At 59.5% G+C, this 24535-nt stretch carries 27 protein-coding genes; 13 read left to right on the top strand and 14 right to left on the bottom strand.

The window, feature by feature from the left end; translation table 11 throughout:
* Positions 1–5 precede the first annotated feature (5 nt).
* Positions 6–2306: a methyl-accepting chemotaxis protein gene (locus AC0V6V_RS03385; RefSeq protein WP_486164050.1), complete on the top strand. Its 2301-nt coding sequence runs from the start codon at positions 6–8 to the stop codon at positions 2304–2306.
* Positions 2307–2379: 73 nt separating this feature from the next.
* Here AC0V6V_RS03385 and AC0V6V_RS03380 read toward each other — a convergent pair whose 3' ends face one another.
* From AC0V6V_RS03380 to AC0V6V_RS03370, 3 genes are all read right to left on the bottom strand, one after another.
* Complete coding sequence (locus AC0V6V_RS03380; protein WP_486164049.1) at positions 2380–2802, bottom strand: DoxX family protein; 423 nt, start codon at positions 2800–2802, stop codon at positions 2380–2382.
* 27 nt (positions 2803–2829) lie between these two features.
* Complete coding sequence (locus AC0V6V_RS03375) at positions 2830–3423, bottom strand: FMN-dependent NADH-azoreductase (protein WP_486164048.1); 594 nt, start codon at positions 3421–3423, stop codon at positions 2830–2832.
* 81 nt (positions 3424–3504) lie between these two features.
* Complete coding sequence (locus AC0V6V_RS03370; RefSeq protein WP_486166029.1) at positions 3505–4218, bottom strand: pirin family protein; 714 nt, start codon at positions 4216–4218, stop codon at positions 3505–3507.
* A 154-nt stretch (positions 4219–4372) separates the two neighbouring features.
* On the opposite strand from AC0V6V_RS03370, the gene AC0V6V_RS03365 reads away from it, so the two are divergent.
* A complete protein-coding gene (locus tag AC0V6V_RS03365) occupies positions 4373–5263 on the top strand; it encodes a LysR family transcriptional regulator (protein WP_486164047.1) in 891 nt (296 codons plus the stop codon).
* 23 nt (positions 5264–5286) lie between these two features.
* On the opposite strand, the gene AC0V6V_RS03360 is transcribed toward AC0V6V_RS03365, so the two are convergent.
* From AC0V6V_RS03360 to AC0V6V_RS03330, 7 genes are all read right to left on the bottom strand, one after another.
* A complete protein-coding gene (locus AC0V6V_RS03360) occupies positions 5287–5670 on the bottom strand; it encodes a SpoIIAA family protein (RefSeq protein WP_486164046.1) in 384 nt (127 codons plus the stop codon).
* 86 nt (positions 5671–5756) lie between these two features.
* Positions 5757–6140 carry a hypothetical protein gene (locus AC0V6V_RS03355; RefSeq protein ID WP_486164045.1) on the bottom strand — a complete coding sequence of 128 codons (384 nt, stop codon included), beginning with the start codon at positions 6138–6140 and terminating at the stop codon, positions 5757–5759.
* A 75-nt stretch (positions 6141–6215) separates the two neighbouring features.
* Entirely contained in the window at positions 6216–6878 is a 663-nt protein-coding gene (locus tag AC0V6V_RS03350; protein ID WP_486164044.1) for a glutathione S-transferase, read from the bottom strand.
* A complete protein-coding gene (gene trhO, locus AC0V6V_RS03345) occupies positions 6875–7924 on the bottom strand; it encodes an oxygen-dependent tRNA uridine(34) hydroxylase TrhO (RefSeq protein ID WP_486164043.1) in 1050 nt (349 codons plus the stop codon). Before trhO ends, AC0V6V_RS03350 begins: the two co-directional genes overlap by 4 nt.
* Positions 7905–8207 carry a hypothetical protein gene (locus AC0V6V_RS03340; protein WP_486164042.1) on the bottom strand — a complete coding sequence of 101 codons (303 nt, stop codon included), beginning with the start codon at positions 8205–8207 and terminating at the stop codon, positions 7905–7907. Before AC0V6V_RS03340 ends, trhO begins: the two co-directional genes overlap by 20 nt.
* A 12-nt stretch (positions 8208–8219) precedes the next feature.
* On the bottom strand, positions 8220–9311 hold the full coding sequence (locus tag AC0V6V_RS03335) for a branched-chain amino acid aminotransferase (protein WP_486164041.1): 1092 nt from the start codon (positions 9309–9311) through the stop codon (positions 8220–8222).
* Between the two features lie 669 nt (positions 9312–9980).
* Positions 9981–10565 carry a hypothetical protein gene (locus AC0V6V_RS03330; protein ID WP_486164040.1) on the bottom strand — a complete coding sequence of 195 codons (585 nt, stop codon included), beginning with the start codon at positions 10563–10565 and terminating at the stop codon, positions 9981–9983.
* Between the two features lie 34 nt (positions 10566–10599).
* Between AC0V6V_RS03330 and AC0V6V_RS03325 the strand changes: the two genes are divergently transcribed.
* A complete protein-coding gene (locus tag AC0V6V_RS03325; RefSeq protein WP_486164039.1) occupies positions 10600–11376 on the top strand; it encodes a TlyA family RNA methyltransferase in 777 nt (258 codons plus the stop codon).
* Between the two features lie 123 nt (positions 11377–11499).
* Here the strand turns inward: AC0V6V_RS03325 and AC0V6V_RS03320 are convergent, their stop codons facing one another.
* Together AC0V6V_RS03320 and AC0V6V_RS03315 are read right to left on the bottom strand one after the other, a co-directional pair.
* Positions 11500–12156: a DUF6969 family protein gene (locus tag AC0V6V_RS03320; protein WP_486164038.1), complete on the bottom strand. Its 657-nt coding sequence runs from the start codon at positions 12154–12156 to the stop codon at positions 11500–11502.
* A 92-nt stretch (positions 12157–12248) separates the two neighbouring features.
* On the bottom strand, positions 12249–12434 hold the full coding sequence (locus tag AC0V6V_RS03315; protein ID WP_486166199.1) for a hypothetical protein: 186 nt from the start codon (positions 12432–12434) through the stop codon (positions 12249–12251).
* Between the two features lie 417 nt (positions 12435–12851).
* On the opposite strand from AC0V6V_RS03315, the gene AC0V6V_RS03310 reads away from it, so the two are divergent.
* From AC0V6V_RS03310 to AC0V6V_RS03280, 7 genes are all read left to right on the top strand, one after another.
* The gene (locus AC0V6V_RS03310) at positions 12852–13412 is read left to right on the top strand and encodes a TspO/MBR family protein (RefSeq protein ID WP_486164036.1); all 561 of its coding nucleotides are present in this window, start codon (positions 12852–12854) and stop codon (positions 13410–13412) included.
* Positions 13413–13538: 126 nt separating this feature from the next.
* A complete protein-coding gene (locus AC0V6V_RS03305) occupies positions 13539–13790 on the top strand; it encodes an accessory factor UbiK family protein (RefSeq protein ID WP_472638436.1) in 252 nt (83 codons plus the stop codon).
* 90 nt (positions 13791–13880) lie between these two features.
* The gene (locus AC0V6V_RS03300; RefSeq protein WP_486166198.1) at positions 13881–15872 is read left to right on the top strand and encodes a S9 family peptidase; all 1992 of its coding nucleotides are present in this window, start codon (positions 13881–13883) and stop codon (positions 15870–15872) included.
* A 28-nt stretch (positions 15873–15900) separates the two neighbouring features.
* Positions 15901–16503 (top strand): DNA repair protein RecO, encoded by a 603-nt coding sequence (gene recO, locus AC0V6V_RS03295; RefSeq protein WP_486164034.1) that lies wholly within the window; start codon positions 15901–15903, stop codon positions 16501–16503.
* Between the two features lie 10 nt (positions 16504–16513).
* A complete protein-coding gene (gene leuB / locus AC0V6V_RS03290; protein ID WP_486164033.1) occupies positions 16514–17575 on the top strand; it encodes a 3-isopropylmalate dehydrogenase in 1062 nt (353 codons plus the stop codon).
* A 21-nt stretch (positions 17576–17596) separates the two neighbouring features.
* The gene (locus AC0V6V_RS03285; RefSeq protein ID WP_486164032.1) at positions 17597–18706 is read left to right on the top strand and encodes a glycosyltransferase; all 1110 of its coding nucleotides are present in this window, start codon (positions 17597–17599) and stop codon (positions 18704–18706) included.
* 34 nt (positions 18707–18740) lie between these two features.
* Positions 18741–19046, top strand: a complete 306-nt coding sequence (locus tag AC0V6V_RS03280) for a GIY-YIG nuclease family protein (RefSeq protein ID WP_486164031.1) — start codon at positions 18741–18743, stop codon at positions 19044–19046.
* A gap of 50 nt (positions 19047–19096) precedes the next feature.
* Here AC0V6V_RS03280 and AC0V6V_RS03275 read toward each other — a convergent pair whose 3' ends face one another.
* Positions 19097–20371, bottom strand: a complete 1275-nt coding sequence (locus tag AC0V6V_RS03275; protein WP_486164030.1) for a phospholipid carrier-dependent glycosyltransferase — start codon at positions 20369–20371, stop codon at positions 19097–19099.
* A 61-nt stretch (positions 20372–20432) separates the two neighbouring features.
* Positions 20433–20843: a hypothetical protein gene (locus tag AC0V6V_RS03270; RefSeq protein ID WP_486164029.1), complete on the bottom strand. Its 411-nt coding sequence runs from the start codon at positions 20841–20843 to the stop codon at positions 20433–20435.
* A 75-nt stretch (positions 20844–20918) separates the two neighbouring features.
* Between AC0V6V_RS03270 and AC0V6V_RS03265 the strand changes: the two genes are divergently transcribed.
* From AC0V6V_RS03265 to AC0V6V_RS03255, 3 genes are all read left to right on the top strand, one after another.
* Positions 20919–21479, top strand: coding sequence for a TetR/AcrR family transcriptional regulator (locus AC0V6V_RS03265; protein WP_486164028.1), 561 nt, complete (start codon positions 20919–20921; stop codon positions 21477–21479).
* Positions 21480–21489: 10 nt separating this feature from the next.
* Complete coding sequence (locus AC0V6V_RS03260) at positions 21490–22707, top strand: trans-sulfuration enzyme family protein (RefSeq protein WP_486164027.1); 1218 nt, start codon at positions 21490–21492, stop codon at positions 22705–22707.
* 185 nt (positions 22708–22892) lie between these two features.
* Positions 22893–24395: a SulP family inorganic anion transporter gene (locus AC0V6V_RS03255; RefSeq protein ID WP_486164026.1), complete on the top strand. Its 1503-nt coding sequence runs from the start codon at positions 22893–22895 to the stop codon at positions 24393–24395.
* The last annotated feature ends 140 nt before the right edge of the window (positions 24396–24535 follow it).

Below are 24535 nucleotides of genomic sequence, written 5' to 3'. Positions count from 1 at the left end.
GAAAAATGGCAATCGAGATTTGGCTGGCGCTGGCATGCGTGCTGGTTGCTGGAATGCAGATCGGTTTCCTGTTTTTAGAGGCTGGATTTGTCCGCTCTAAGAACAGCATCAACGTGTCGATGAAGAACCTCGCGGACTTCGTCGTTGCCATTCTCGTGTTCCATATCTTCGGTGCCGCGGTCATGTTTGGCGGCGGCTTTGGCCTCATCGGATTTGATGCTGGCCTGCTCGGCTATTCGGGCGAAGGCTCAGTCACGCTCTTCCTCCTTTTCCAAGCTTTGTTCTGCGGTACGGCGGCTACGATCGTATCTGGCGCGGTGGCAGAGCGTATGCGCTTTTCCGCCTATATTCTCATGACATTGCCGCTCACGGCGCTGATCTATCCGATGATTGGGCACTGGGCCTGGGCGAGCTATCTGCCCGGCGGCAGTGGTGAGGGCTGGCTGCAACAATTGGGCTTTATCGACTTTGCTGGCAGCAGCGTCGTCCACCTTGCAGGCGGCGCCGCGGCGCTGGGTATTTTGCTGGTTGTTGGTGCGCGCGATGGGCGCTTTGATCGCCGCGAAAATGTGGACGGCGAAGGCGATGATGCCTTGCAAGCGATCCACGGCCACAGCCCGATCCTAACCGGTGGCGGCGCGCTGATCCTGCTCGTTGGCTGGCTCGGCTTTAACACCGGCACTCTGGAGCCTGGCAGCGACGATTTCGCGCGGGCCCTATCTAACACTTTGTTTGCAGGCGCGGCGGCGGCATGCGCGGCGACAGTCGCGGCCTATTACCGCGATGGCTATTACCGTGCTGACCGAATGGTCAACGGGCTGCTCGTTGGTTTGGTGTCGATCACTGCCAGCGCGCCTTATACACATTCTTTGGGCGCGATTGGCGCGGCTGCGTTAATCGCCGTGGGCAGTGTGTTCTTTGCCGATTGGCTGGAGCGCACGCACCGTGTCGATGATGCGGTTTACGCGGTCAGCGTGCACGGGTTTGGCGGGTTCTTTGGGACATTGGCGGTGGCATTTATTGTGCCAGCAGACCGCCTGGCTCATGGATTTTTCACGCAGCTCGGGGTTCAATTCCTCGGAGCATTCAGCATTGGCGCATTCGCCTTTATGACGATGGGCGTCATCGCAAACGCCATGCACAGTCGCGGCAAATTGCGCGTGCCGCTGGAAGATGAACGTCGCGGGCTTAACCTTTCGGAGCACCGCGCTTTGCTAGGCAATGCGGAGCTGTCGCGGACTTTGAACAAAATCAACAGCGGCGATGCTGACCTTAGCACGCGCCTTGATGTCGACCCTTTTGAAGAGGGCGGCGATATTGCCGAAGAACTGAACGCCTTTCTTGACCGGGTGCAGGCCACCGAGAGAATCGCTGCGGACAAATTGCGCGCTGAGCAGAGTGAGCTTGCTAGTATGGTCACGCGGGAGCGTGATCGTGCTGACAATACAACCAAGGCTTTGCGCGAATTTCAGACAAACTTCGCCGCACTTGTCCAGCAATTGAATGCTCAGGCAAGCGACCTTGCGACCGGATCTGAGCGCCTTGCCGCTCACTCGCACGAATCCGGTGAACAGGTTGATCACGCCAGCGCCCAGGCTGATGCAACGCTAAGCATGGCGGAGCAGATGGCTAAGGGTGCACAAGTCCTTAGCGAGACCTTGGAGCTGGTTGGCACCCGAGTTGCAGATGCCAATGCAGCCGCGACCCATGCGGATCAAGCGAGTGATCGCGGCGCGCAAATTGCTGGTCAGCTGGAACTGTCGGCAAAGGAAATCGGCAAGCTGGTGGCAATGATCAAATCGATTTCGGACAAGACCGGATTGCTGGCTTTAAACGCTCGGATCGAAGCAGCGCGCGCGGGCGAGGCGGGCAAGGGCTTTTCCGTGGTGTCGAGCGAAGTGGCGCAATTGTCTAAGCAGACGCAAGAAGCCTCGAGCGAAATCTCAACAATCGTGGGCTCGCTGTCTGAGTTGATTGGCGAATCTATTGCGCAGTTTCGCGCGATTGACGCATCGATTGAAACCGTGGGCGAGATGGCCGCAGTGGCCGCAAGCTCGGTCGAAAAACAGCGCACAACCAGCGCAGAACTCTCTGGATTGATCGACGGGGTTCGCCGCAAGGCTTTGGACAGCGGCAGCGCCGTTGCGCAAGTGTCAGAGAACTTTGCGCTCGCCAGCAAGACAATTGACAAGATCGACAACAGTTCTGGCCAATTGGAAACCTTGGCGACCCAGATCGACCGTGAGGTTGAAAGCCTGCGTCAACGCTTCTCAGACGATGGTTTGTCAGCCGAACCAGCTGAGTAATCTGCAAAAGTTTCCAAACGTGAACGCGCCGGACAACACGAAAGTCATCCAGCGCGCGAGCTTTGTGCAAAGACTATTTCCGATCAATCGAAAAGCGTCCTGGTCCGAAGCCGGCGATGGCAAATAGGCCGCCCGCAATCGCGAGGTTTTTAAGGAACACAGTTACCTCAGTCTGCTGGCTGAAATCATTGTGAAAGAAGACAGCGGTAAGGACGGTGAAGACCCCCAAGGCACCAGCGCCATAGCGGGCCTTGAAACCCAGCGCGACCATTAGCCCGCCGACAATCTCAATTGCTACCGTGCCAAAATAGACGAGCTCTGGCAGCGGCATTCCAACCGATGCGATGTAGCCGACGGTTTGCTCCATCGCGCTAAGCTTGTTGATGCCTGCTAGGATGAAAAGAGCGGCGAGCAACAGGCGGGCAGTTAGGGCGAGCGTGTCTTGCGATTTGCTTGATCCGCCCAGTTCAGCGCTTTGTGTTCCGATAGTGGTCATGGCGTTTCTCCGAATTTAGAGGGGGTGTCAGGCGGTGATTGCTTCGATTGCGGCGTGGGCTGCGGCGATTTTCGCTTCGCCATCCCGGCCCCTGATCCCGTCGGCTGCGATAATTTCTACATCGGAAATGCCGATAAAGCTGAGGAAGAATTTGAGCCAAGGGGTCATATGGTCGAAATCGCTGCCCACTGGCGTGCCGCCGGAAGCGACCGCGATGTAGGCCTTTTTGCCTTCGAGCAGTCCGACCGGTCCGTTCTCGGTGTATTTGAACGTGGTTCCGGCACGGGCGACCAAATCTGCCCACGCTTTGACCGATGCGGGTACCCCAAAATTGTAGATCGGGACCGCGAATACGATGGTGTCAGCCGCCTGAAGCTCTTCGATCAGAGTGTCGGCAATGCTCGCAAGCTCTGCCTGCTCCGGCGTGCGGTCAGCCATTGGCGCGAGGTTGGCGGCAAAGCGGTCTGCGTCGATGAAGGGCAGATCATTCCGGCTGAGATCGCGGGCCGTCACGGTGGTGTCTGTGCCTGCGCTCAGGCGCTCGACTAGTTTGTTGCCGAGGCCGCGTGAGACCGAGGTGTCGCCTTGGATGCTGGCGAATACGTAAAGAATATTGGTCATTGAAACTCTCCTGGGAAGTGATGCTGAAAGGAAAAGAAGAGCTGGCCGCTGAGCGGTAATTCGCGGCCAGCTCTCAAGAGGCTAAGCGGCGTCCACGAGGACAATTTCGCTGTCTTTAAGGGCGGTGATCGTCACCTGGCTAAGCTGAGTGATGGCAACGCCGTCACGTGCTTCGGCCTCGACATTCTCGATGCGAACCTTGCCGGTGGCAGGGACCAGATAGAGGTGCCGCGATGGGTCAGCGACATCGTAGGTCACGCTTTCGCCGGCTTTGATCGTTGCGCCCAGCACGCTTGCATTAGTGCGGATCGGAAGCGCGCCGTCATCATTGGCGGCCTCGTTTTCAGTTCCGCTAGCAAGGGTGACGAATTTGCCCGCCCGGTCGTCCTTGGGGAAAGGTGCTGCGCCCCAATTTGGGCTGCCGCCACGCTCGGTTGGGATAATCCAGATTTGGAAGATTTCGGTGTCTTCATCTTCGCGGTTGTATTCTGAATGCTGCACGCCGGTCCCAGCGCTCATCACTTGGACATCGCCGGCCTCTGTACGGCCTTCATTGCCCATGCTGTCGCGGTGAGTGATCGCGCCTTTGCGGACATAGGTGATGATTTCCATGTCCTCGTGCGGGTGGGTGGGAAAGCCGGTGCCGGGAGCGATTGTGTCGTCGTTCCATACCCGAAGGCTGCCCCAATTGACGCGGGCGGGATCGTGATAGCCGCCAAAGGCAAAGTGATGGTGGGCATCCAGCCAGCCGTGATTGGCAGCGCCCAGTGAATTGAAGGGACGACGTTCGATGATTGGTGCGCTCATGGTTTGTCTCCTATGTGTGCTGATCGGTTCGTGTTTGGATCAGCATGTTTGCGTTGAGACAGGAGATAGGTGGTGTTTTGTAATCGCATAAGTGCGATAAAACTTGCTAAAATGTTCAGATTATCCGAACATTAGTGCTGTTATGCGTTTGGGCGATCCCACTCTTGATCAATTACGCATCTTCCTGGCGGTGGCGGAAGAGGGCAGCTTTGGCGGCGCAGCGCGGCGCATGGGCCGGGCGGTCTCCGCGATCAGCTATGGGATTGCTCAGTTGGAGGCGCAGCTGGCGGTTACTCTGTTCGCGCGCGAGGGATCTCGCAAACCTGTGCTGACCGAGGCTGGTACTGGCTTGCTGCCAGAGGCTCGAGCAGTGTCTGACGGCGTCGACGCGCTGCTCTCCAAAACGCAAAGCCTGCACGCTGGGCTGGAGAGCACCGTCTCATTGGTGCTTGATGTGATGGTGCCCGGCGATGTGACCGCGCGGGCCTTGCGCGACTTTCGCGCGATGTTTCCAACCGTTGCTTTGCGCCTGCAGATTGAGGGGTTGGGGGCAGTTGCGGCTTGTCTGATCGAAGAGGAGGTTGATCTTGCGATCGGCGGTCCGACGATTGGTGATCACCCTGATTTGGAGCGCCAAGTTATTGGCGGTGTTGACTTAATTCCTGTGGCGGCGCCGAGCCATCCGCTAACTGAACCAGGCATCGAACCGGGCGAAAGTCGCAAACATCTGCAACTGGTGCTGTCCGATCGTTCCCCCATGACAGACGGGCGCGAGTTTTCAGTGCTCAGCCCAAAGACTTGGCGGCTGGGTGATCTCGGCGCGAAACACGCGTTGCTGAAAGAGGGGCTGGGATGGGGCAATATGCCGCGCCACCAAGTGAAGGGCGATATTGCGAGCGGCACATTGGTAGAGCTCGATCTGCCGGAAAAGCCGGGCGATATCTATCCGCTCAGCGCGCTGTGGCGCCGCGATGCGCGGCCTGGCCCCGCTGCAAGCTGGCTGATTGATGTGCTAAGAGATCAGTTGGCTTAGTGACTGGCTACCAACTGGCCGGATCAGCGGTTAGCGCGGAGCCAAGTCAGCGCTTCGGCTTTGTCATCGAAAAACTCGACATCTAAGCCTTCGCTCAGGCGTTTATATTGCAGCTTGGCCAGCGGAGATGCGCCAAGAATAGCGATACGTTTCAGGCCGAATTTTTCCGACATGACCAGATGATCGCGGATGGCTTCGGCCGTTTCGCGATCTTGTGGCAAAAAGCCTGTGAAATCGACCAGGGAGTAAATTGGTGAGCGTGCTTTCACCAACGGCAAAGCCACCTCGTTCACCTCATCGAAATAGGTTTGGATCGTCTTTACGTCCCAAAACCCGCTAACGACAGAATGGGTTTCACAGTGCTGCTCTAGCAGTGCGGCCGTGTAAACTGGTTTGTTGTCTGTCATGATGTCTCCCTACCACAACTGGGTAGCTTGTCGTCCAAGCTATCGGTCAAATCCGCCAATTGCGATATTGTGAGGGCACTTGCCGATCAACGATCGGCGCGCAGCCACACCAGACCGTCAGCCTTATTATCGAAAAACTCGACTTGCAGACCTTCGCTCAAGCGCCGGTATTGCAGTTTAGCCAGCGGAGATGCGCCAAGAATGGCGATGCGTTTTAGTCCATGCTTTTTCGAGACTAGCAAATGTTCCCGAATTGCATCTCCCGTGCCCCGATCTTGTGGCAAAAAGCCGGTAAAGTCGACAAGCGCGTAGATCGGCTTTCTGGCGACAAGCATCGGCATTGAAGCTTTGTTCAAGTCATCAAAATAGGACTGAATCGTATCAGTGCTCCAGAAACCACTGATAGAAGTATGCAATTCGCAATACTGCTCATGCGTTTCAGCGGAGTGTGATGGTTCGTTGCTTGTCATAAGTTGGAATTACCCTTTTGAGGTAAACGTTGAGTAAAAAACAATTGCACTTTCGCCTAACGCAATAGCCGCCTTTTACGAGCACATAAGTTCTTCATCTGGTCCAAAACGCGTTGGCTTATCGCCTGCTTTCCACGGATCAAATTTGGGCATGATGCTCTTGAAAATGTCTGAGGCCAGATGCCCCTCCAGCCATTTTTGCAAATGCGTGATCGGCTGTGCATCAAACCACTCGCGGTCGGTATTGGCGAATTGCCGAATGAACGGGAACAGCGCCATGTCGGCCAGCGTGCGGGTTTCACCGCACAGAAATGCCTGAGTGGAGAGCCGCGTGTCCAGGTCTTGCAGGATCGCGAAGCCTTCCGCGCGGTGATCGAACTGCCCATGATCGGCCTCATCCTCATAGCGCGATGGGTATTTGTAGCGGTCGAGGTGATGCTTAAACACGCCGTCATTGCGCGCGATCAGCTCCGCATCATCGCCAGCCAGCCAGCCCTCTGGATCATTCTTGCCCAGCGCCCAGCGCATGATCTCAATGCTTTCCTCCAGCACCGGACCATCAACCGAAATCAGCACCGGCACGGTCGCCTTGGGCGAAATTTCAATCAGGGCAGGGGGCTTATCCGACAGCTTCACCTCGCGCAGGATCACGCCGATTTCCGCCACCCACAGAGCCATTCGCGCGCGCATCGCATAGGGGCAGCGGCGGAAGGAATAGAGGATCGGCGGATGCGTCACTTCGGATCGCTCAGCGTGTCTGGCGTCAGGCCGCCGGGGAAGTTTGCCTCCCAGCTTTCGCTCGTGTCAAAACCGTCGTCGCTCTCGTTTCCCGCAGAGGTCTCAATCGGCTTGCCGATATGCGCCTCGCCGCGCTGCTTCGCGAGTTCCTTTTGCCGTTGCCGCTCAACATAGCGGGCGCGCTGCTCATCATTGCGGGCATCGATGCAATGCGGGCAGGTGATCCCCTCGGCATAATCGGGTGAGGCCATTTCCTCCGCGCTCAGCGGATGGCGGCAGGCAAAGCACTGACCATATGATCCGAGCTCCAGCCCGTGTTTCACCGCAACGCGTTGGTCGAACACGAAGCATTCGCCGTGCCACAGGCTTTCGTCCTCCGGCACGTTTTCGAGATATTTGAGAATGCCGCCTTTGAGGTGATAGACCTCGTCCACGCCTTCGCTGCGCAGGAAGCTGGTCGATTTCTCGCACCGAATGCCGCCGGTGCAATACATCGCGACCTTGGGCGTTTTACCTTCGCCAAGCAGCTCTTCGCGGCGATTTCGAAACCAGGCGGGAAAGTCGCGAAAGCTCGGGGTCTTGGGATCAATCGCGCCTTCGAACTGGCCGATCGCGACCTCATAATCATTGCGCGTGTCGATCACGATGGTGTCGGGATCGCTGATCAGTTCGTTCCAATCGTTGGGATCAACATAGCGGCCCACGCTGGCGCGCGGATCAATTCCCGGCTCGCCCATGGTGACGATTTCACGCTTCAGCCGTACCTTCATCCGATGGAACGGCATGCTTTCAGCATGAGAGTATTTGACGTCAAAAGTCTCGCAATCCGGCAGGGTGCGAATGTGCGCGAGCACAGCCTCGATACCCTCTGGCGTGCCCGCAATGGTGCCGTTCACGCCCTCTGGCGCGAGCAGAATGGTGCCGCGCGTTCCCGCCGCATCGCACGCCGCCTGCAGCGGTCCCTGCAAAGCCGCAGGGTCTTCGAAGGGCGCGAAATTATAGAGCGCAGCGACTTGGATTTCGGGACTACTTTGCTTGGCAGGCATATGTCGCAACCAAGGTGACCTGGCGCTTGCCTTCGGGATTTACTCCGATCCTAGCTACCCTCAATTCACCTTCGATCTTTGGTTTTCCAAGGCCCCGCTCGGCACAGAGTTCTTTCGCCATGAAATCGAGTTCTTTCTGACCTCGCTTGAAATCGGGCGTCGTGCCTTTGATTGGCTGCGTGATATTGATGTTGAGACGGTTGCTATCGAGCCAATCGTACTCGTCCGCCGCAATAGCGCAGAGCAAAGCGATGGGTGCCAAAGTCGATAGAAATCCAATCATATTGCTGCTCCTTTAGACTAGCTTTACCCAGCCATGCGTGTCGTCCACGCTGCCGCGCTGGATGCCGACCAATTTCTCGCGGATTTTGCTGGTTACTGCGCCGGGGCCGCCATTGCCGATTACGAATTCGCCATCGGCGCTGTCGACCTTGCCAACCGGAGTGACCACTGCCGCCGTGCCGCAGGCCATCACCTCGACCAGATCGCCGCTGGCCGCATCGCTGCGCCATTGCTGGATCGAATAGGGTTCCTCGCGCACGCTCAGCCCTTCCTCGCCGAGCAGGGTGATCAGGCTGTTGCGGGTGATCCCGGGCAGAATTGTGCCGGTCAGCGGCGGAGTGATCACGCTGCCATCGCGCATAACGAAGAACAGGTTCATGCCGCCCAGTTCCTCGACCCATTTCTTCTCGACCGCATCGAGGAATAGGACCTGATCATGGCCGCGTTTGAACGCCTCGCCGGTGGGCACCAGGCTGGCGGCGTAATTGCCGCCGGTCTTCGCCGCGCCTGTGCCGCCGGGGGCCGCGCGGGTGTATTCCGATTGCCAGATGCTGACAGCGGGTGAGCCAGATTTGAAGTAATTGCCCGCCGCGCTCAGGATGACGATAAACTTATATTGCTTGGCCGGGCGCACGCCCAGAAACGCCTCGCTCGCGAACATGAACGGGCGGATGTAGAGCGAGCCGCCCTCCACGCTGGGGAACCACTTGGCATCCGCGGTGACCGCTTTGTTCACGGCTTCAAGGAACAGCTCCTCAGGCAGTTCAGGCATGGCCATGCGCCGCGCGCTGGCGTTAAACCGGCGGGCGTTTTCCTCTGGGCGGAACAAGGCGAGCTCGCCATCCGCCAGGCGGTAGGCCTTCATCCCTTCGAAAATTTCCTGCGCATAGTGCAGGACGCTGGCCGCGGGATCGAGCGCAATGGGTTCGCGCGGGCCAATGCGCGGGGAGTGCCAGCCGCCGCCGACACTGCCCTCTGCGCCCTCATCATAGTCAATCGTGACCATGTGATCGGTGAAGACCGTGCCAAAACCAGGATCGGCGATGGCGGCTTCGCGCGCATCATCAGCTATTGGCGAGGGGTGGGGGATTGTCTCAAATTGCATGGGAACGCGCGTAATACCGTGAGCGCGCAAGGGCAAGATTTGTGTGAGGTGGGCGTGTTTGTTTGTTTGTTTTTCGCAAGCGCATCCGCGCTCGCGTTTTCCTCGCTCACGCGATCAAAGATCGGGTGGCCTATGGCCGTCTTCGACCCCGCTGCGGGCGGGCGGTCGCCCTTGCGGCGCTGCGCGCCGTGCTCCGCGACCAAGCCGGATGTCTGGCAGTGGATCGAACCCGATAGGGTTCGCAAGGCCGACTGGCCGTCCGCAGCGATGCGACCTTCAGGTCGTAATAGCGAGGATAGCCAAGCGAACGGATGTGAGCGCTGGCGCTTGAAGCCTCTCAAAAAACTGAGAAGGGCAGCCCCGCCTCCGCGGAACTGCCCTTCGCATGGTCAGCGGCCGGAAGTGCCGCTCACAAAGCCTTACTCGGCGTCTTTTTCCGCGAGGGAAATTACCGAATATGCTCCGTAGGGATCTTCACCGACCTCGCTACTGAACCATGAGACATCGGATCACCTCCTTTCGCGCTATTAAGCCAAGACCCAGCCGTATCATCGGGGGGCCGAGTACTGCGTTCGCCGCTGAACTCGAGGATCAATCTAAGTCGTTTTGGGTTTGAACACAAGTCTTGTAAAAAACTTTTCCCACGTCAGAATAGATCGCCTCGCTCAATTACCTGCAATCTTCGATCACTCGGGTCACTTCGGCCCATGCGGGCAGGTAAAGCGTCGGCATCCCGGCGGTCTCAATCGCAAAGCGCCCCTTTGACAACGCCATTGCATCCAGCACCGGATCGTTCGCGTTGATTTCAAAGGCGACCAATGGCTGCCCGCTGTCGCGCGTGGTCGCCATATCCTCTTTCGCCCGAGTTTCGGTGCGAATCCGCATGGCTGCGGCGCTCGCGGCTAGGCCAAACCGGCCGATCCCAACTTGGCGCGTATCCAGATCGCAGCGGATGATTGCCTGCGCGTTCTCAATGCTGCTGCCGAACAAAGCGAAGGTCTCATTGCGCTCCACAATATAGCGCCAATTGCCCTGCGTCTGCGGAGCGTCGAGGAACGATATGCCGCCAGTCAGAGGGGGCAGGGTTGCAGCCGGCTTTGGAGCTGCCGGCAGAGGGCTGGGCGCGGCAGCGGGTGTGCTCGTCGTCGCCGGAGCGGAGGTTGCGACGCTGGGCGGCTCAGAGGATGGCACGCAGGCGGCAATGGTGAAACTGAGAGCGACGGCGCCGATGGCGTTGAGGTAGATTGCTTTCATGCCGCATCAATGCGCGCTAACGAGGCCTTCGTCTATGCCGAAAACACCGAATTCCTCAGCGAAATCCGCTCCAAAAGTAAAAAAGAAGCGCGTTGATCAACTGCTGGCCGAGCAGGGCCTGGCGGAAAGCCGCACGCGCGCTCAAGCTCTGGTGATGGCGGGCGCGGTGTTCGTCGGCGAGCAAAAGGTGACCAAGCCGGGACAGCAAATCGCCGAGGATGCGGCGCTGGAGGTGCGCGGGCGCGATCACCCCTGGGTCAGCCGCGGCGGGATCAAACTTGCCCATGCGATTGAGCATTTTGAGCTCGATCCCACGGGCGTGACGGCGATGGATGTCGGGTCATCGACGGGCGGGTTTACGGATGTGCTGCTGACAAATGGTGCGGCGCATGTCTTTGCGGTGGACAGCGGGACCAATCAGCTCGCGTGGAAGCTGCGCCAAGACGATCGCGTCACGGTCTATGAACAAACCAGCGCGCGGGTGCTGACCCCGGACCATATCACTCAGCCGTTCAGCTGGGTGGTGTGCGATGCTAGCTTTATCAGCCTATCCAAAGTGCTGGAGCGGCCGCTGGAATTGGCGGCGCAGGAGTGTCAGCTGGTGGCGCTGATTAAGCCGCAGTTCGAGGTCGCCCGCGCGGAAGTGGGCAAGGGCGGGGTGGTGCGCGATGCGGCACTGCACGCCCGCGTGTGCGAAGAAGTGCGCGAATGGCTGGAGCAAGCGGGGTGGCGCATTCAGGGTATTGTCGAAAGCCCGATCACCGGCCCGCAAGGCAATGTTGAGTTTCTGGTGAGTGCGAGAAGATCATAGTTCCGCACTCGCATCCGCGAGTGCGATATCCTCGCTCATGCGATCAAAGATCGCGTCGCTGCGGGCGGGCGGTCGCCCTTGCGGCGCTGCGCGCCGTGCTCCGCGACCAAGCCTCTAACCATCCTAATCCAGATCGAGCGCCGAAATCTTCTCATCCAGATCAATAGGGATGGAGCTTAGCACCTCGACCCCGCAATCCTTTTCATAACCCTTTGGGCCATGCTTCGCGACCAGTTCAGCCTGGCGGAGATCGCGCTGGAGCAGCAACTCGGCGATCTCTTCGCGGTATAGCGCGACCATGGCAGTGACCAGACGGTTCACCAGCTCATCTTCCTGTGTCTTATCGACATTGTAGAGCTTCAGATGCTTGATCATCGTCTCTGCGGGATAGAGAAATTCGTTGGTGACGAAGCGATTGGTGGTGAACCACGACATTGGAATGCCGTTCGTATCAACCGACAGCGCGACCAGATGGGTCACATGCGCTTTGGCTTTCTCGCCTTCCGGCGGCATCACGGCAACCTGGCTACCTTTGATCAGCTGATCGCGGTGCAGGAACAGGTGGAAATGGCCATGCTCGTTCTCATCGCGCTGACCCGGCGCATGCACGTGGTAATACCAGCGCGATTTGGTCTTGGCGTCGCGCGCGTCTTTTTCCGGGTAATGCTTCCAGAAATGCACATTTTCAGCTGGTAACACGCGCGCCATCAGCGGGCGCTGCTCGCTGGCCATTTGTGTGATCGTTTCGATAACGGTGAGCGCGGCTTCTTTAGGTGTCATAGGTTGTATCTAAAAAACAAAGAGGCCGGCGACAACCACGTTGTCACCGGCCCGCATTGTTTAACCAAATTTGGGTTTAGCCAAACTTGGGTTTAGCTTTGCTTAGCTGAATTATTCAGCAGCGGCACAGCATGCAGCTGCACAGCAAGCAGCAGCACAGCAGCCTTCAGCCGCACATGCAGATGCTTCACAGCCAGCAGCTGCACAGCAGCCTTCAGCCGCACAGCAACCAGCGGCGGCACAACAGCCAGCAGCTGCACAGCAGCCAGCAGCCGCACAGCAAGCCACTGCAGTGGTGTCTGCGTCGGTGCTTGCTTCTTCAGCAGGTGCTGAACACGCAGCAGTAGCGATTGAAAGGCCGCCAGCGATCGCCATCATCGATGCGAGTTTGGTCTTTTGCATAGAAATTTTACCTCATTGGGTTGAGCGCCCCACTCCAACGTTCCTCACCGTCGTGCGCTCAAGAATCACGGCAGGAATGTGGCAGGCCTAGCAGAAGGTTTGAAAGTGTCCCAATGGTTTTGTTGATAATTTGGCAATAAATTGCGCTGAGCTGCGTTTCTTCCCCGACGATCTACCGTTTCTGCGCCCGGGCGTGATTGGCGCGCGGGGCGGCGATGTGTATCCCGACTGGCTCTGATCGCACCCGCGAATCGCGCCGTATTTTTGGGAATACGGCGGCATCTGCGGCTCACATGAGGATGGATATGACTTTTCTCGCGTCCAAAGCGCAATTGCGGGCAAGTCTGCTGCGCTGGTCCTTGTTTTTCGTTCCTCTAATCGGGTTGCTCGGATTCGTTTCTGGCCAATTGGGCAGCTCTGAAACCTTATGGTTTCAGGGGCTTGAGAAACCTGCTCTTTTCCCGCCATCTGTAGCGTTCGCGATTGTGTGGCCCATTCTCTACGTGATGATTGGTGTCTCCCTCGCTTTGGTGGTCAGCTCTTGGGGTGCATATGGTCGGCCATTGGCGATTGGGCTTTTTGTGATCCACTTCGCGTTGAATTTGGCGTGGCATCCGGTGTTCTTCGCGATGCAAGATATCGTCGGCGGCCTGTGGTTGCTCGGCGGCGTGATCGCCACCATGCTGGCAGTGATCTGGGCCTTTTATCGGGTGCGCAAACTGGCGGGGCTCCTGCTTCTGCCCTATTTGACTTGGGTGCTGTTTGCCACCATGCTCAATTACCAATTTCTTGTACTCAACCCAGATGGCGGTGCGTCTGGTGAAAGCGCGGCAGTGCAGCGGATACAGCTATGAAGCAGTTACGGCTTGGCCGCGGAGCAAGAGCGCACGCTGGCTAGGCCGAGGATTGGCGCGATAACTGAGTTCACGCACAAACACTCTACTCTGGACAAATCCTGCTCGCTTCACCATTTGACTTCCATGCAAAGTGAAAACCCGATCATCGCCGACTTCGTCAAACTCGCAAACAGCGCCGCTGGCACAATGGCCGGCATGACGCGCGAGGCCCGCGAGGGCGCGCGTGAGAAAATGCGCGAAGCCTTGGGCGGGGTCGACTTTGTGAGCCGCGAAGAGTTTGAGACGGTCAAGCTGATGGCGCAAAAGGCGCGCGAGCAGAACGAAGCGCTCGAGGCGCGGATCAAACAGCTTGAAGCCAAACTCTCCAAGAAGTAGTCTGCCCAGAAATACCGGCCACGGCGGGATTGCAAGCTTGCGGCGTTCCTCTAGGTTCGCGGGCAATTGCTCCGCTATGAAAGGCCGTCCATGCTTCGCACATCGCTCCTTGTCGCCACTGGCGTAATTGCCCTCTTGCCTGCGGCCCTCTTGGCGCAAGACACAGAGGAGAGTTTCGGCGGCGCTAAGGGCGCAGACCTCTCTATCGAAGCGATGGAACCTGACGGTAGCGACGTGCCGATTGGCCGCGCGGGTGAGCATCCGGCGGACATTGTGCGCTATCTGCTCGCAAATGGTCCGGGGGCAGCCAACCTTTCGCCCGATGGCGAAACAATCGCCTTCAGCTGGGATGTAACCGGGCAATCGGAATTGTGGGTGATGCCCGCCAGCGGGGGCGTGCCCAAACAAGTGACCTTTAAGACCGGGGTGAGCGCGCCGGTTTGGACGCCCGATGGATCGCGCCTGTTCTATGCTGCCGACCGCGATGGCAATGAGCAGCCGGGCTATTTCACCATCACTCCAGACGGCAAAGACGAGACCGAAGTGCTGCCAGCGGCCCGCGGTGATTTTCGTGTCTTCGGCGATTTTGCGAGCGATGGCAGCTTTGTCTACGCCTCTACCGCGCGCGGGGCGGGCGTGTTCGACATTTATCGCGGCACCATGGCTGGCGAGAGCGAACTGATTGTCGAGAGCGAGTTGGGCCTCATTCCGGAATCGATCTCGCCAGATGGGAAATACGCCATCGTGACCGAAACGGTGGGTGAGGATGCCGACAATCTCTATCTGCTCGATCTTGCGACCAAGGAAATGACTACGATCTCTAAGCCGCCCGTGGATGACCGCGCGAGCCATACGATCGGCGGGTTTGAATGGGGCGAGAATTCAGAATCGGTCTATTTCTCGACCAATCTGGGCCGTGAATATTCCGCTCTGTCGCGCTATGATCTGAGCAATGGCGAGATCAAGACCGCCTTTCTCCCGAAGGCCGACGTCGAGAATGTTGAGCTGTGCGGGCCTGGCGGCAGCGTCATCGCGTACACCGAAAACCACAACGGGTTTGACCGGCTTTTCATACGGAGCAAAGACGAGGGCCTGCAGCTGACCGTACCCAAATTGCCCGATGGCAATTACACGCTTGATTGCGAAGGCGGGGCTGATCCCAAGCTGATGGTGCGCGTCAATGGCTGGCAAACGCCGGGTGAGCTCTGGATGATCGATCCGCTGGAAGGGACGGCGGAAAAGGTCATGGAGGCCAACCTCGCTGGGCTTGATCCGGCTCGACTGATTTGCCCCAGAGTTGTTCGTTATGAGGCCCGCGATGGCCTGGAATTGCAGGGGCTGCTCTATCTGCCAGAGGGCGCGGGCACGGGCGAAAACGCGCCGCCGGTCGTCTTCTCCGTCCACGGCGGACCAACGGCTCAATCTCAGGCAACCTTTGATGCGATTGCGCAATATCACGTCGCGCGCGGCGTCGCCGTGTTTGAGCCCAATGTGCGCGGTTCTACCGGGCTGGGGCGCACATATACGACGCTGGACGACCGCGAAAACCGCTTGGATTCGGTGCGCGATCTGGTTGATTTAAAGAATGCTCTGGCCGCCGATGGCTTGATCGATGGCGGTAGGGCGGCGGTGATGGGCGGCTCTTATGGCGGCTATGCCGTCAATGCGGTGCTGGCGGAATATCCGGGCGAATTTGCCGCCGGGGTCTCATTATTCGGTGTGGCGGATTGGGTCACCGCGCTGGAGATCGCCTCGCCTGCGCTCAAGGCCTCCGACAAAATCGAATATGGCGATATCGAAGACCCGCGCTGGCGCGAATATTACACGGTGAACTCGCCGATCCGCAAAGCTGATCAGATCAATGTGCCGGTGCTCTATTCGCACGGCGTCATGGACCCCCGGATCGACATTATGGAGACCGAAACCATGGTGAAGACGCTGCGCGCAAACGGTGTGCCAGCGCCATTCGTCCGCATTCCTGATGAAGGCCACGGCTGGCGCAAACTCAGCAATCAGCTGTTTTATTTCCGAAAACAGGCCGAGTTTATCGAACAGCATCTGGGGCTGAGCGACGGGCAGTGACGCCCCGCGCGCTGCACCGCAGAATGTCATGAATATCAGAGCGCCAGCCATCCTTGTCGCCTCGCGCGCTCATGGGGAAAGCGCTGCGATTGCGCGCATGCTGACCGAGGAGCACGGGCTCGTCGCAGGCTATGTCGCGGGCGGGCGCGGGCGGCGGCTGCGCCCGGTGATGATCCCGGGTAATTCGATTGAGGCGGAGCTACGCTCTAAATCGGACAGCCAATTGCCGTTTGCGCGGATCGAGCTTTCAGAAAGCCGCGGGCCGTGGATGACAGAGCCACTGCCGGCCGCTGCGATCACATGGGTTTGCGCTCTGACGGCGACCGCTCTGCCAGAACGCAATCCCTATCCCAGCCTCTATCAAGCGCTGAATGCGCTGCTGGGCGCGATATGCCATGCGCCCTCTGCGCGCGGATGGCTGTCTGTGCTGGTCACTTACGAGGCGATGTTGCTGCGCGCGCTCGGATATGGCGGCGGTAAGCCCGATCCAAACAGCGATTTGGCCGCGCAAATGGCGCAATTTAGGGCGCTTCAGGCCCCGCTCGCGCGATACGTACTTGCCGAGCGTGACCGCGATGTTATGGCCGCGCGAGTGCTGCTCACAGAGCGACTGGCCCGGATGATGACGTGAAAGTTTGCCAATGAAGATCGCAGTTTTTCCCGGTGATGGGATTGGCCCAGAGGTGACGAAAGAGGCCTTGCGCGTGCTCGATGCGCTCTCGCTGCCCGGCCTTACCCTGTTTGAAGGTGATATTGGCGCGGTTGCTTATAAGCGCCACGGCCATCCTCTGCCCGCAGAGACGCTGGAGATGGCTCGCGCGGCCGATGCGGTGCTGTTTGGAGCAGTGGGTGATCCCTCGTGCGACACACTGGAGCGGCATTTGCGCCCGGAGCAAGCGATCCTGGGGCTGCGCAAAGAGCTTGATCTGTTTGCCAATCTGCGCCCGGCCAAGGTGTTTGACGGGCTGGAGGAGCTTTCCCCGCTCGCGCCGGAGCAGGCAGCGGGTTTTGACCTGCTGATCGTTCGCGAGCTGACCGGTGATGTCTATTTCGGCGACAAGGGCGAGCGCGTGAATGACGCGGGCGAGCGCGAAGGGTGGGACATGATGTCTTACTCCGTCAGCGAGGTCCGCCGGATCGCGGCCATCGCGTGGAACGCGGCCAAGACACGCGGCGGGCGGGTGACCAGCGTCGACAAGGCTAACGTCCTGGAAACCAGCCGTATTTGGCGCGAAACGGTGCTGGAATATGCGGCGGAGCAAGACAACGACATTGCTCTCGACCATATGTATGTCGACAACGCCGCGATGCAGCTTGTCACCGGGCCATCGCAATTTGACGTGATCGTTACTGGCAATCTGTTCGGCGATATTCTGTCCGATCTCGCCAGCGCGGCGGTCGGCTCAATCGGCCTGTTGCCCAGTGCCTCCATGGGCTCGCGCCAAACGGAACACGGCACTTTCGGCCTGTACGAGCCAATCCACGGCAGCGCGCCCGACATTGCTGGGCAGGGCAAGGCCAATCCGATGGCGACGGTCCTGTCAGCGGCGATGATGCTGCGCCACTCCTTTGGGCTTGAGGCAGAGGCAGCGCGGATCGAGACAGCGGTGGCGAAAGCGCTGGCAGACGGCATTCGCGGCGGCGATTTGGGCGGCTCGCACGGCTGCGAGGCGATTGGCAGCGCGATTATCGAGCGGCTTTGAGCGCTCGGGGCTGCATGCACAATGACGGCCGGGCTTGAACTTGCGATTATCCTGCCGACGCTGAACGAGCGCGGCAATCTGGCGCCCTTGGTGGAGCGGATTGATACCGCGCTGACCCCGATTTTGGGCGCGAACGGCTGGGAAGTGCTGATTATCGACGATAACAGCGCCGATGGCACGGCGGATGAGGCGCGCGCGATTGCGCTGGGGGATGCGCGGGTGCGCGTGATCCAACGGATTGGCCGGCGGGGCCTAGCCAGCGCGGCGATTGAGGGTTTTTGCGCCACCGCTGCGCCTTATGTGGCGGTGATGGATGCTGACCATCAGCACGACCCGGAATTGCTCGGGAGTATGTTGGATGCGGTGCGTAGCGAGGAGGCTGACGTAGCGGTCGCTTCACGGTTTGCTCCGGGTGCTAGCACAAAGGACTGGGCAGCGCCGGAGCGAGAGCGTCTGTCCGGCTTTGCCAATGCGATGGCGCGGCGCCTAACCGGGGCCGATCTGAGCGATCCGATGAGCGGCTATTTCCTGCTGCGCAGTGAGACGGCGCGCGCGCTTGTCCCGCGCCTTTCCGGCATCGGGTTCAAGATACTACTCGACCTGCTGGCGACCTCTGGCAAGACTCTGAGCGTAAAGGAATTTCCGCTCAAATTCGCCAAACGCCGCGAGGGCGAAAGCAAGCTTGATCGCGCGATCCTGTTCGACTTTTTGGCCGGGCTTTACGACAAGACTCTGGGCCGCGTGATCCCGACCCGGTTTGCTCTGTTCGGCACAGTCGGCGCGCTGGGCGTGATCGTGCATATGGCAGTGCTGGCGCTGCTGCTGCTGTGGCTGGAAGAAGCCTTCACCATCGCGCAAGCGGGCGCTGTGTTCGCAGCGATGAGCTTCAATTTCTGGCTCAATAACTGGCTGACCTACCGTGATCAGCGGCTGCGCGGACCGGGCGCGGTGCTGCGCGGATGGCTTGGCTTTTGCGCGACCTGCGCAGTGGGCGCGTTCGCCAATGTCGCGGTGGCGACGCTGCTGGAAAGTCGGGGCATTTATTGGGCACTCGCCGCGCTCGCTGGAATCCTGATCGGATCGGTTTGGAATTACGCCCTATCCAGCCGGTTCGTCTGGGGAAGGTATTGAATTTATTGTCGTTGCGAGCGTAGCGAAGCAATCCATGGACCAGTCCTCAAACTTCCAGCCCGCCGTTTACATAATGGCGAACCACAAGAGCGGCACGATCTACACGGGCGTTACCTCGGATCTGCTAAAGCGGGCGTGGGAACATCGCAGCGGAGCGGTCGAGGGCTTTACCAAACGGTACAATTGCAAGCGGCTCGTGTGGTTTGAACTGCACTCGACTATGGAACATGCGATAATGCGAGAGAAGCAACTTAAAGCTGGGTCGAGGAAGGCGAAGATTTCGCTAATTGAGGCATCGAACCCAGACTGGCGAGACCTGTTCTTTGATATTGCCCGCTAGACCGTGGATTGCTTCGCCTTCGGCTCGCAATGACGAAGGGAGGCTATCTCTTACCTCCACCCTTCAATCCAGGTCCAATGGACGAAGCTCATCGGGCCATCGAGCTCTGCAGCGGTCAAGATCTTGAAAAACAGCGCAAACATCGCCGCGCTACCGAGCAGAACTCCGTAACTGGCCCAGCGAAATTTACTGCGCGATAGATCGCCGAGTGTCAGCGCCAGCGCGCCCAGCAGGAACAGGCTCGGCATGAAATAATGGTAGTAGAACTGGATCGGCTTGTTCGCGATCAGCCACAGCCCGAGGCTGGCGGCATAGCCCGCGACAACGGCAATCTTGGCCCAATTGCGAGTGGTCGCGCCGCTGAGCGCGCACCACACCAGCGCGGGCAGGCCGAGCAGCATCGTAAGCGGATTGCCGATCAGCAGCACGCCGCGCTGAGCGTTGTCCGTAAACTCATACAGATACCAAATGCCGCGCGTATTCAGCGCCCATTGGTCCCACGTGCTTTGATAAGGATGCGGCTGTTTGACGGAGGCCTGCAGCTCGATCATCTCGCGGTGGAGGCCGATTATGCCCTGTTCTGCCAGCGGCGAATTGAGCAGGCCGTAAGCGGGCAGATAGGTCGCGGCATAGGCGGCGAGCGGTACAATGCCGAGCCACAGAAACGCCTCAGCCAGCGATATGCCCGGAACCGGAATACCGCGTGTGCTGGTGAGCAGTCGCTGCCTGCCAGCGGATAGGCGCGCAGCGAAGAAAGCGATGCCCGGTAGCACCGCAATTGGCACTGCGTTCCATTTGGACGCCATCGCCAGGCCCAGAGCCACGCCGCAGGCCGCGAGCCGCAAGCGTCCACGCTCTGCCTCTCTGATCGCACCGGCGAATTGCCACGCTGCGATGCAAAGGAACGCGGCCATAAACACATCCAGCATCGCGATGCGGGCATGGATAAAGAGATGAAATCCGCTGGCGACCAGCACGCCAAAGGCAATGGTCGCAAACCGGTCAAAGCTGGCCTGCCACATGGCGCGCATCGCCGCGAAAAGCGCCGCAGCGCCCGCGATCATCGGCATGATGCGCCAGCCCAGTGCATTGTCTCCAAACAGAGTAATACCCAGTGCAATCAATTGCTTGCCGAGCAGCGGATGCTCACGATTGAGATAAATGCCGTCTTCCAAAATCGCGCGCGCAGCGGGCAGATAGTGGATCTCATCAAACATCGGACTCGAAGGGATCGTCAGCCGCACCCACCCCAAAGCGGCGAACACAGCCGTGATGCCCAGACAGGCCAGCCATGGGTCGCTCGGATGGGGAGGGGCTTCGCTCATTTCGGAGGAGCGATTAGCCGCGCCCCTCCTCAGCGGCAAGTGTTTGGATCAGTGCATATTGTTAATCGGTACCGGTTTCCGCTTGGCTTTCGAGCCAGAACAGGCGCGCCGCCATCGCCAGCAAGGCAATGCTGGCGGTGCCAAGGATAGCGAGCGTCCACAGCGGCACATTCATACCCACGGCGCGGGCGCGTGGCGCGATGAAAAATAGAGCGATTCCAACGGCAAACAGCAGATCCCACCAGACCTGCACGCCCCACATATTGTGCGTATGATTGGTCCAGACCAGCAGCAATCCTTCGCTGTAGATCGTGACCCCGCTATAGGTGAGGAACGCGGCGCATAGCGCGGCGGCGATGGCCGGGCTGCCAATTTTGCGATCCGCCATCACCATATAGGCAGCGACACCGGCGATCGAGATCAAACCAGCGGCGGCCAGAATTTCGAGCGGGGACATTTCAAGCGGATTCATGGGTCGATTCTCCGTGCATATGTAGCAAGTGCTACAGGCGCTTGTAACGCAGTGTAGCGTTCGCTACAAGGGCTTATGTCAAAACTCATATCCAAGCCGCAAATGTCGAAGGAATCGCTGCTGCCACTGCTCGCGCAGCATATTTTGGAGCACGGCCTCGGCGGGGCAAGCCTGCGCCCATTGGCGAAGGCCGCGGGCACCAGCGACCGTATGCTGATCTATCATTTTGGCAACAAAGAACAGCTACTTACCGATGTACTGGAGCATATCGCCGGGATCTATTCCGCCGCGCTGGATGCGGGTGTGGGCGACGAAAGAGCGGTGACGCGGCAGCAATGCGTGGCCCGCATCCTTGCCCAGGGCCGCGAACCGGCGATGCAGCCGTTTATGGCGCTGTGGTGGGAGATTGTGGCGGGTGCGGCGCGCGGCGTTCCCGGCTACCGCGAGGCGGCGGAGAGCATGATGGCGGAGCTGCTCGGCTGGTTGGAGACGCAAATGCCCGCCGATGATCCCGATCCTGCGGGCGGGGCGCGTTACCTGCTGACCCTGATCGAGGGCAGTTTGATGCTGGGCGTGGTCGGACATGCGCGCACGGCGCGTGAAGGACTGCTTGCGAGTGATCTGTCTCCCTCTTAGAAGCGCCCTCATGAAAAAGACCACTGGAATGGACCGCGCGGCGACGCGCAATTGGCGGCCTGCAACGCGCGCGGTGCGCGGGGGAACCTGGCGCAGCGAGCATGGCGAGACGAGTGAGGCGCTGTTTCTCACATCCGGCTACACCTATGACGATGCGCAAACGGTGGCAGACCGGTTCGCGGGCGATGCGCAGGGCATGACCTATTCGCGCCTGCAAAATCCGACCGTGGCGATGCTGGAGGAGCGGATCGCGCTGCTCGAAGGGGCGGAGGCATGCCGCGCGCAAGCTAGCGGAATGGCGGCGATGACGGCGGCTTTGCTGTGCCAAGTGTCCGCTGGCGATCATGTGGTGGCGGCGCGCGCGGCGTTTGGTTCGTGCCGCTGGTTGGTGGATGAGTTGCTGCCGAAATTTGGCGTTGAAACCAGCGTCATCGACAGCGCGGATGATGCCGCGTGGGAGGCCGCGATCCGGCCAAACACCAAAGTGTTCTTCTTTGAGACTCCGGCCAATCCGACGTTGGATGTGGTTGATCTTAAACATGTTTGCGCTCTGGCAAAGGCGCATGGGATCACCAGCGTGGTCGACAACGCCTTTGCCTCGCCAGCGCTGCAGCGGCCGATGGAATTCGGCGCAGACGTTGTCGCTTACAGCGCGACCAAGCTGATGGACGGACAAGGCCGCGTGCTCGCTGGGGCAATTTGCGGCAGTGAAGAGTGGATCAATGAGACGCTGATGCCATTTCAGCGCAACACCGGCCCAACGATCAGCGCGTTTAACGCCTGGGTCGTGCACAAGGGTCTGGAGACGCTGCAGCTGCGCGCGCACAAGCAAAGTGAGCAGGCTGTGGCGCTGGGCAAATTTCTGGAGCCGCGCATATCGAAGGGCGGGGGGCGCGTGCTGCACCCCGGCCTACCAAGCCATCCGCGCCACAATCTCGCGAAGGCTCAGATGGATGCGACCGGGCCGATCTTCGCCTTTGATGTCGGCACGCGCGCGCGCGCTTTCGCTTTGCTAGATGCGCTGGAACTGATTGATATTTCGAACAATATTGGCGACGCGCGCAGCCTAATGTGCCACCCTGCCTCCAGCACGCATGCCGGGATGAGCGAAGAAGGTCGCGCGGAAATGGGCGTGACCGAAGGCTTGCTGCGGATCAATGTTGGCCTGGAAGACCCGGCCGACCTGATGGAGGATTTGGATCAGGCTTTGGCTAGGGCGGGGCTCTAAATCCTGCTCTCCAGTTAGCGAAGCAACTCCCGCCGCAACGCACCCGTGGCCAAAGCGCCTCACGCACCCAAAACCGCCTATGAATACGCATTCGCGCGGTTGTGCGTTGCAGCATAAAAGCCTAGGGGCGCGGCAATTCAATCGGTGAAGGGGGTCTTCGCCGCACTCAAGCTTTGGAATTCTTTATGGCTGCGGATGCCACGTTCATGGGCAATTTCCGGCGCGATTGGCTGGCTCAGCCGCGCGCAGACATCCTTGCCGGCATCGTTGTCGCCCTTGCGCTGATCCCAGAGGCGATTGGTTTCGCCCTGATCGCGGGCGTTGACCCGAGCGTTGGCCTGTATGCCTCGGTTGCGATTGCCATGGTGATTGCGCTCACCGGCGGGCGTCCGGGCATGATCTCGGCAGCGACCGCTGCGGTGGCGGTTGTGGTGATCCCGCTGGTTAAAGATCACGGGGTTGAGTATCTGTTCGCAGCCACCATTCTCATGGGCATTTTCCAGGGGATTGCGGCCGTCCTAAGGCTCGATCTGTTGATGCAATTCGTCAGTCGTTCGGTCATCACCGGCTTTGTGAACGCGCTCGCGATCCTCATTTTTCTTGCGCAAATTCCTCAGCTTACCGGCGTGGGGTGGGAGACCTATGCGATGGTCGCCGCTGGCCTCGCGATCATTTATGGCTTCCCGCGCATCTCCAAGGTCGTGCCCAGTCCGCTGGTCGCAATCGTCCTGCTGACGGCGGTGGCGATCTATTACAATCTGCCAGTCAACAATGTCGCCGGCGAGGGCGAGCTGCCCGATGGCCTGCCGGTGTTTGCCCTGCCTGATGTGCCGCTGACATGGGAAACGCTCAGGATTATCGCGCCCTATTCGGCTACGATGGCGGCGGTTGGCTTGCTGGAAAGCCTGCTGACGGCGCAAATCGTCGATGACATGACGCACACAGACAGCAACAAACAGCGCGAGAGCGGCGGCCAAGGCATCGCCAACATCGTGGCCGCATGTTTCGGCGGGATGGGCGGCTGCGCCATGATCGGCCAGTCGGTGATCAATGTCGCATCCGGCGGCCGCGGTCGTTTGTCGACCTTTACAGCGGGCGCGTTTCTGCTGTTTCTGCTCACCGTGCTGGGAAGCTATGTTGGACAGGTGCCGATGCCCGCGCTGGTCGCGGTGATGATCATGGTGTCAATCGGTACGTTCAGCTGGAACTCGATCCCCAATCTGCGCCGCCATCCGCCGACCAGTTCAGCCGTGATGATCGCGACCGTCGTGGTCGTGGTTTGGACGCATGATCTGGCGCTCGGCGTGCTGGTCGGCGTGCTGCTCTCGGGCATTTTCTTCGCGAACAAGGTCCGCAACCTGTTCTCTGTCGAGCGTGTTCGCCGAGAGCACAGCGCGGTTTACGTCGTAACCGGCGAGATATTCTTCGCCAGCGTCGACAAGTTCCAAAATGCGCTCGGCCCGGAAAGCCAGTATGATGACGCCGCGCATTATGTCGTGATCGATGTGTCGAAAGCGCATTTCTGGGATATTTCGGCCATTGGCGCGCTGGAAAAGGCGGTCGACCGGATGCGCCGCAACGGCCGCCACACGCGGATTGTCGGCTTGAACGCGGCGAGCGCCGACCTGTTCGATAAGTTCGCGCTGGAAGACCGCACTGGTCTGGAAACGGGGCTAGCGCCGCATTGATTTTAGCGAAGGCGCATCCGCGCCTTCGTCCTCGGGGCTATTCCTCCGCTTCGCTACGGGCCCCTGCGGGCGGCCAGTCGGCCTTGCGGTCGCTGACGCGACCGAGCCTAAGCCAGTATTGTGGGACTGGTTCGACGCCG

Source organism: Erythrobacter sp. S249, from assembly GCF_057364975.1.
Note: the sequence above shows the minus strand (reverse complement) of the source record. Positions and strands in the feature narration are given on the sequence as shown.

What these genes read in the sequence shown, in the direction of transcription:
- AC0V6V_RS03255 (WP_486164026.1), top strand. Translation starts at nt 22,893, where the DNA reads ATGGCTGCGGATGCCACGTTCATGGGCAATTTCCGGCGCGATTGGCTG.
- AC0V6V_RS03310 (WP_486164036.1), top strand. Translation starts at nt 12,852, where the DNA reads ATGAGGATGGATATGACTTTTCTCGCGTCCAAAGCGCAATTGCGGGCA.
- AC0V6V_RS03280 (WP_486164031.1), top strand. Translation starts at nt 18,741, where the DNA reads ATGGACCAGTCCTCAAACTTCCAGCCCGCCGTTTACATAATGGCGAAC.
- recO (WP_486164034.1), top strand. Translation starts at nt 15,901, where the DNA reads ATGAATATCAGAGCGCCAGCCATCCTTGTCGCCTCGCGCGCTCATGGG.
- AC0V6V_RS03270 (WP_486164029.1), bottom strand. Translation starts at nt 20,843, where the DNA reads ATGAATCCGCTTGAAATGTCCCCGCTCGAAATTCTGGCCGCCGCTGGT.
- AC0V6V_RS03300 (WP_486166198.1), top strand. Translation starts at nt 13,881, where the DNA reads ATGCTTCGCACATCGCTCCTTGTCGCCACTGGCGTAATTGCCCTCTTG.
- AC0V6V_RS03330 (WP_486164040.1), bottom strand. Translation starts at nt 10,565, where the DNA reads ATGAAAGCAATCTACCTCAACGCCATCGGCGCCGTCGCTCTCAGTTTC.
- AC0V6V_RS03385 (WP_486164050.1), top strand. Translation starts at nt 6, where the DNA reads ATGGCAATCGAGATTTGGCTGGCGCTGGCATGCGTGCTGGTTGCTGGA.
- AC0V6V_RS03305 (WP_472638436.1), top strand. Translation starts at nt 13,539, where the DNA reads ATGCAAAGTGAAAACCCGATCATCGCCGACTTCGTCAAACTCGCAAAC.
- AC0V6V_RS03265 (WP_486164028.1), top strand. Translation starts at nt 20,919, where the DNA reads ATGTCAAAACTCATATCCAAGCCGCAAATGTCGAAGGAATCGCTGCTG.
- AC0V6V_RS03325 (WP_486164039.1), top strand. Translation starts at nt 10,600, where the DNA reads ATGCCGAAAACACCGAATTCCTCAGCGAAATCCGCTCCAAAAGTAAAA.
- AC0V6V_RS03360 (WP_486164046.1), bottom strand. Translation starts at nt 5,670, where the DNA reads ATGACAGACAACAAACCAGTTTACACGGCCGCACTGCTAGAGCAGCAC.
- AC0V6V_RS03355 (WP_486164045.1), bottom strand. Translation starts at nt 6,140, where the DNA reads ATGACAAGCAACGAACCATCACACTCCGCTGAAACGCATGAGCAGTAT.
- AC0V6V_RS03285 (WP_486164032.1), top strand. Translation starts at nt 17,597, where the DNA reads ATGACGGCCGGGCTTGAACTTGCGATTATCCTGCCGACGCTGAACGAG.
- AC0V6V_RS03335 (WP_486164041.1), bottom strand. Translation starts at nt 9,311, where the DNA reads ATGCAATTTGAGACAATCCCCCACCCCTCGCCAATAGCTGATGATGCG.
- leuB (WP_486164033.1), top strand. Translation starts at nt 16,514, where the DNA reads ATGAAGATCGCAGTTTTTCCCGGTGATGGGATTGGCCCAGAGGTGACG.
- trhO (WP_486164043.1), bottom strand. Translation starts at nt 7,924, where the DNA reads ATGCCTGCCAAGCAAAGTAGTCCCGAAATCCAAGTCGCTGCGCTCTAT.
- AC0V6V_RS03375 (WP_486164048.1), bottom strand. Translation starts at nt 3,423, where the DNA reads ATGACCAATATTCTTTACGTATTCGCCAGCATCCAAGGCGACACCTCG.
- AC0V6V_RS03320 (WP_486164038.1), bottom strand. Translation starts at nt 12,156, where the DNA reads ATGACACCTAAAGAAGCCGCGCTCACCGTTATCGAAACGATCACACAA.
- AC0V6V_RS03340 (WP_486164042.1), bottom strand. Translation starts at nt 8,207, where the DNA reads ATGATTGGATTTCTATCGACTTTGGCACCCATCGCTTTGCTCTGCGCT.
- AC0V6V_RS03365 (WP_486164047.1), top strand. Translation starts at nt 4,373, where the DNA reads ATGCGTTTGGGCGATCCCACTCTTGATCAATTACGCATCTTCCTGGCG.
- AC0V6V_RS03260 (WP_486164027.1), top strand. Translation starts at nt 21,490, where the DNA reads ATGAAAAAGACCACTGGAATGGACCGCGCGGCGACGCGCAATTGGCGG.
- AC0V6V_RS03275 (WP_486164030.1), bottom strand. Translation starts at nt 20,371, where the DNA reads ATGAGCGAAGCCCCTCCCCATCCGAGCGACCCATGGCTGGCCTGTCTG.
- AC0V6V_RS03380 (WP_486164049.1), bottom strand. Translation starts at nt 2,802, where the DNA reads ATGACCACTATCGGAACACAAAGCGCTGAACTGGGCGGATCAAGCAAA.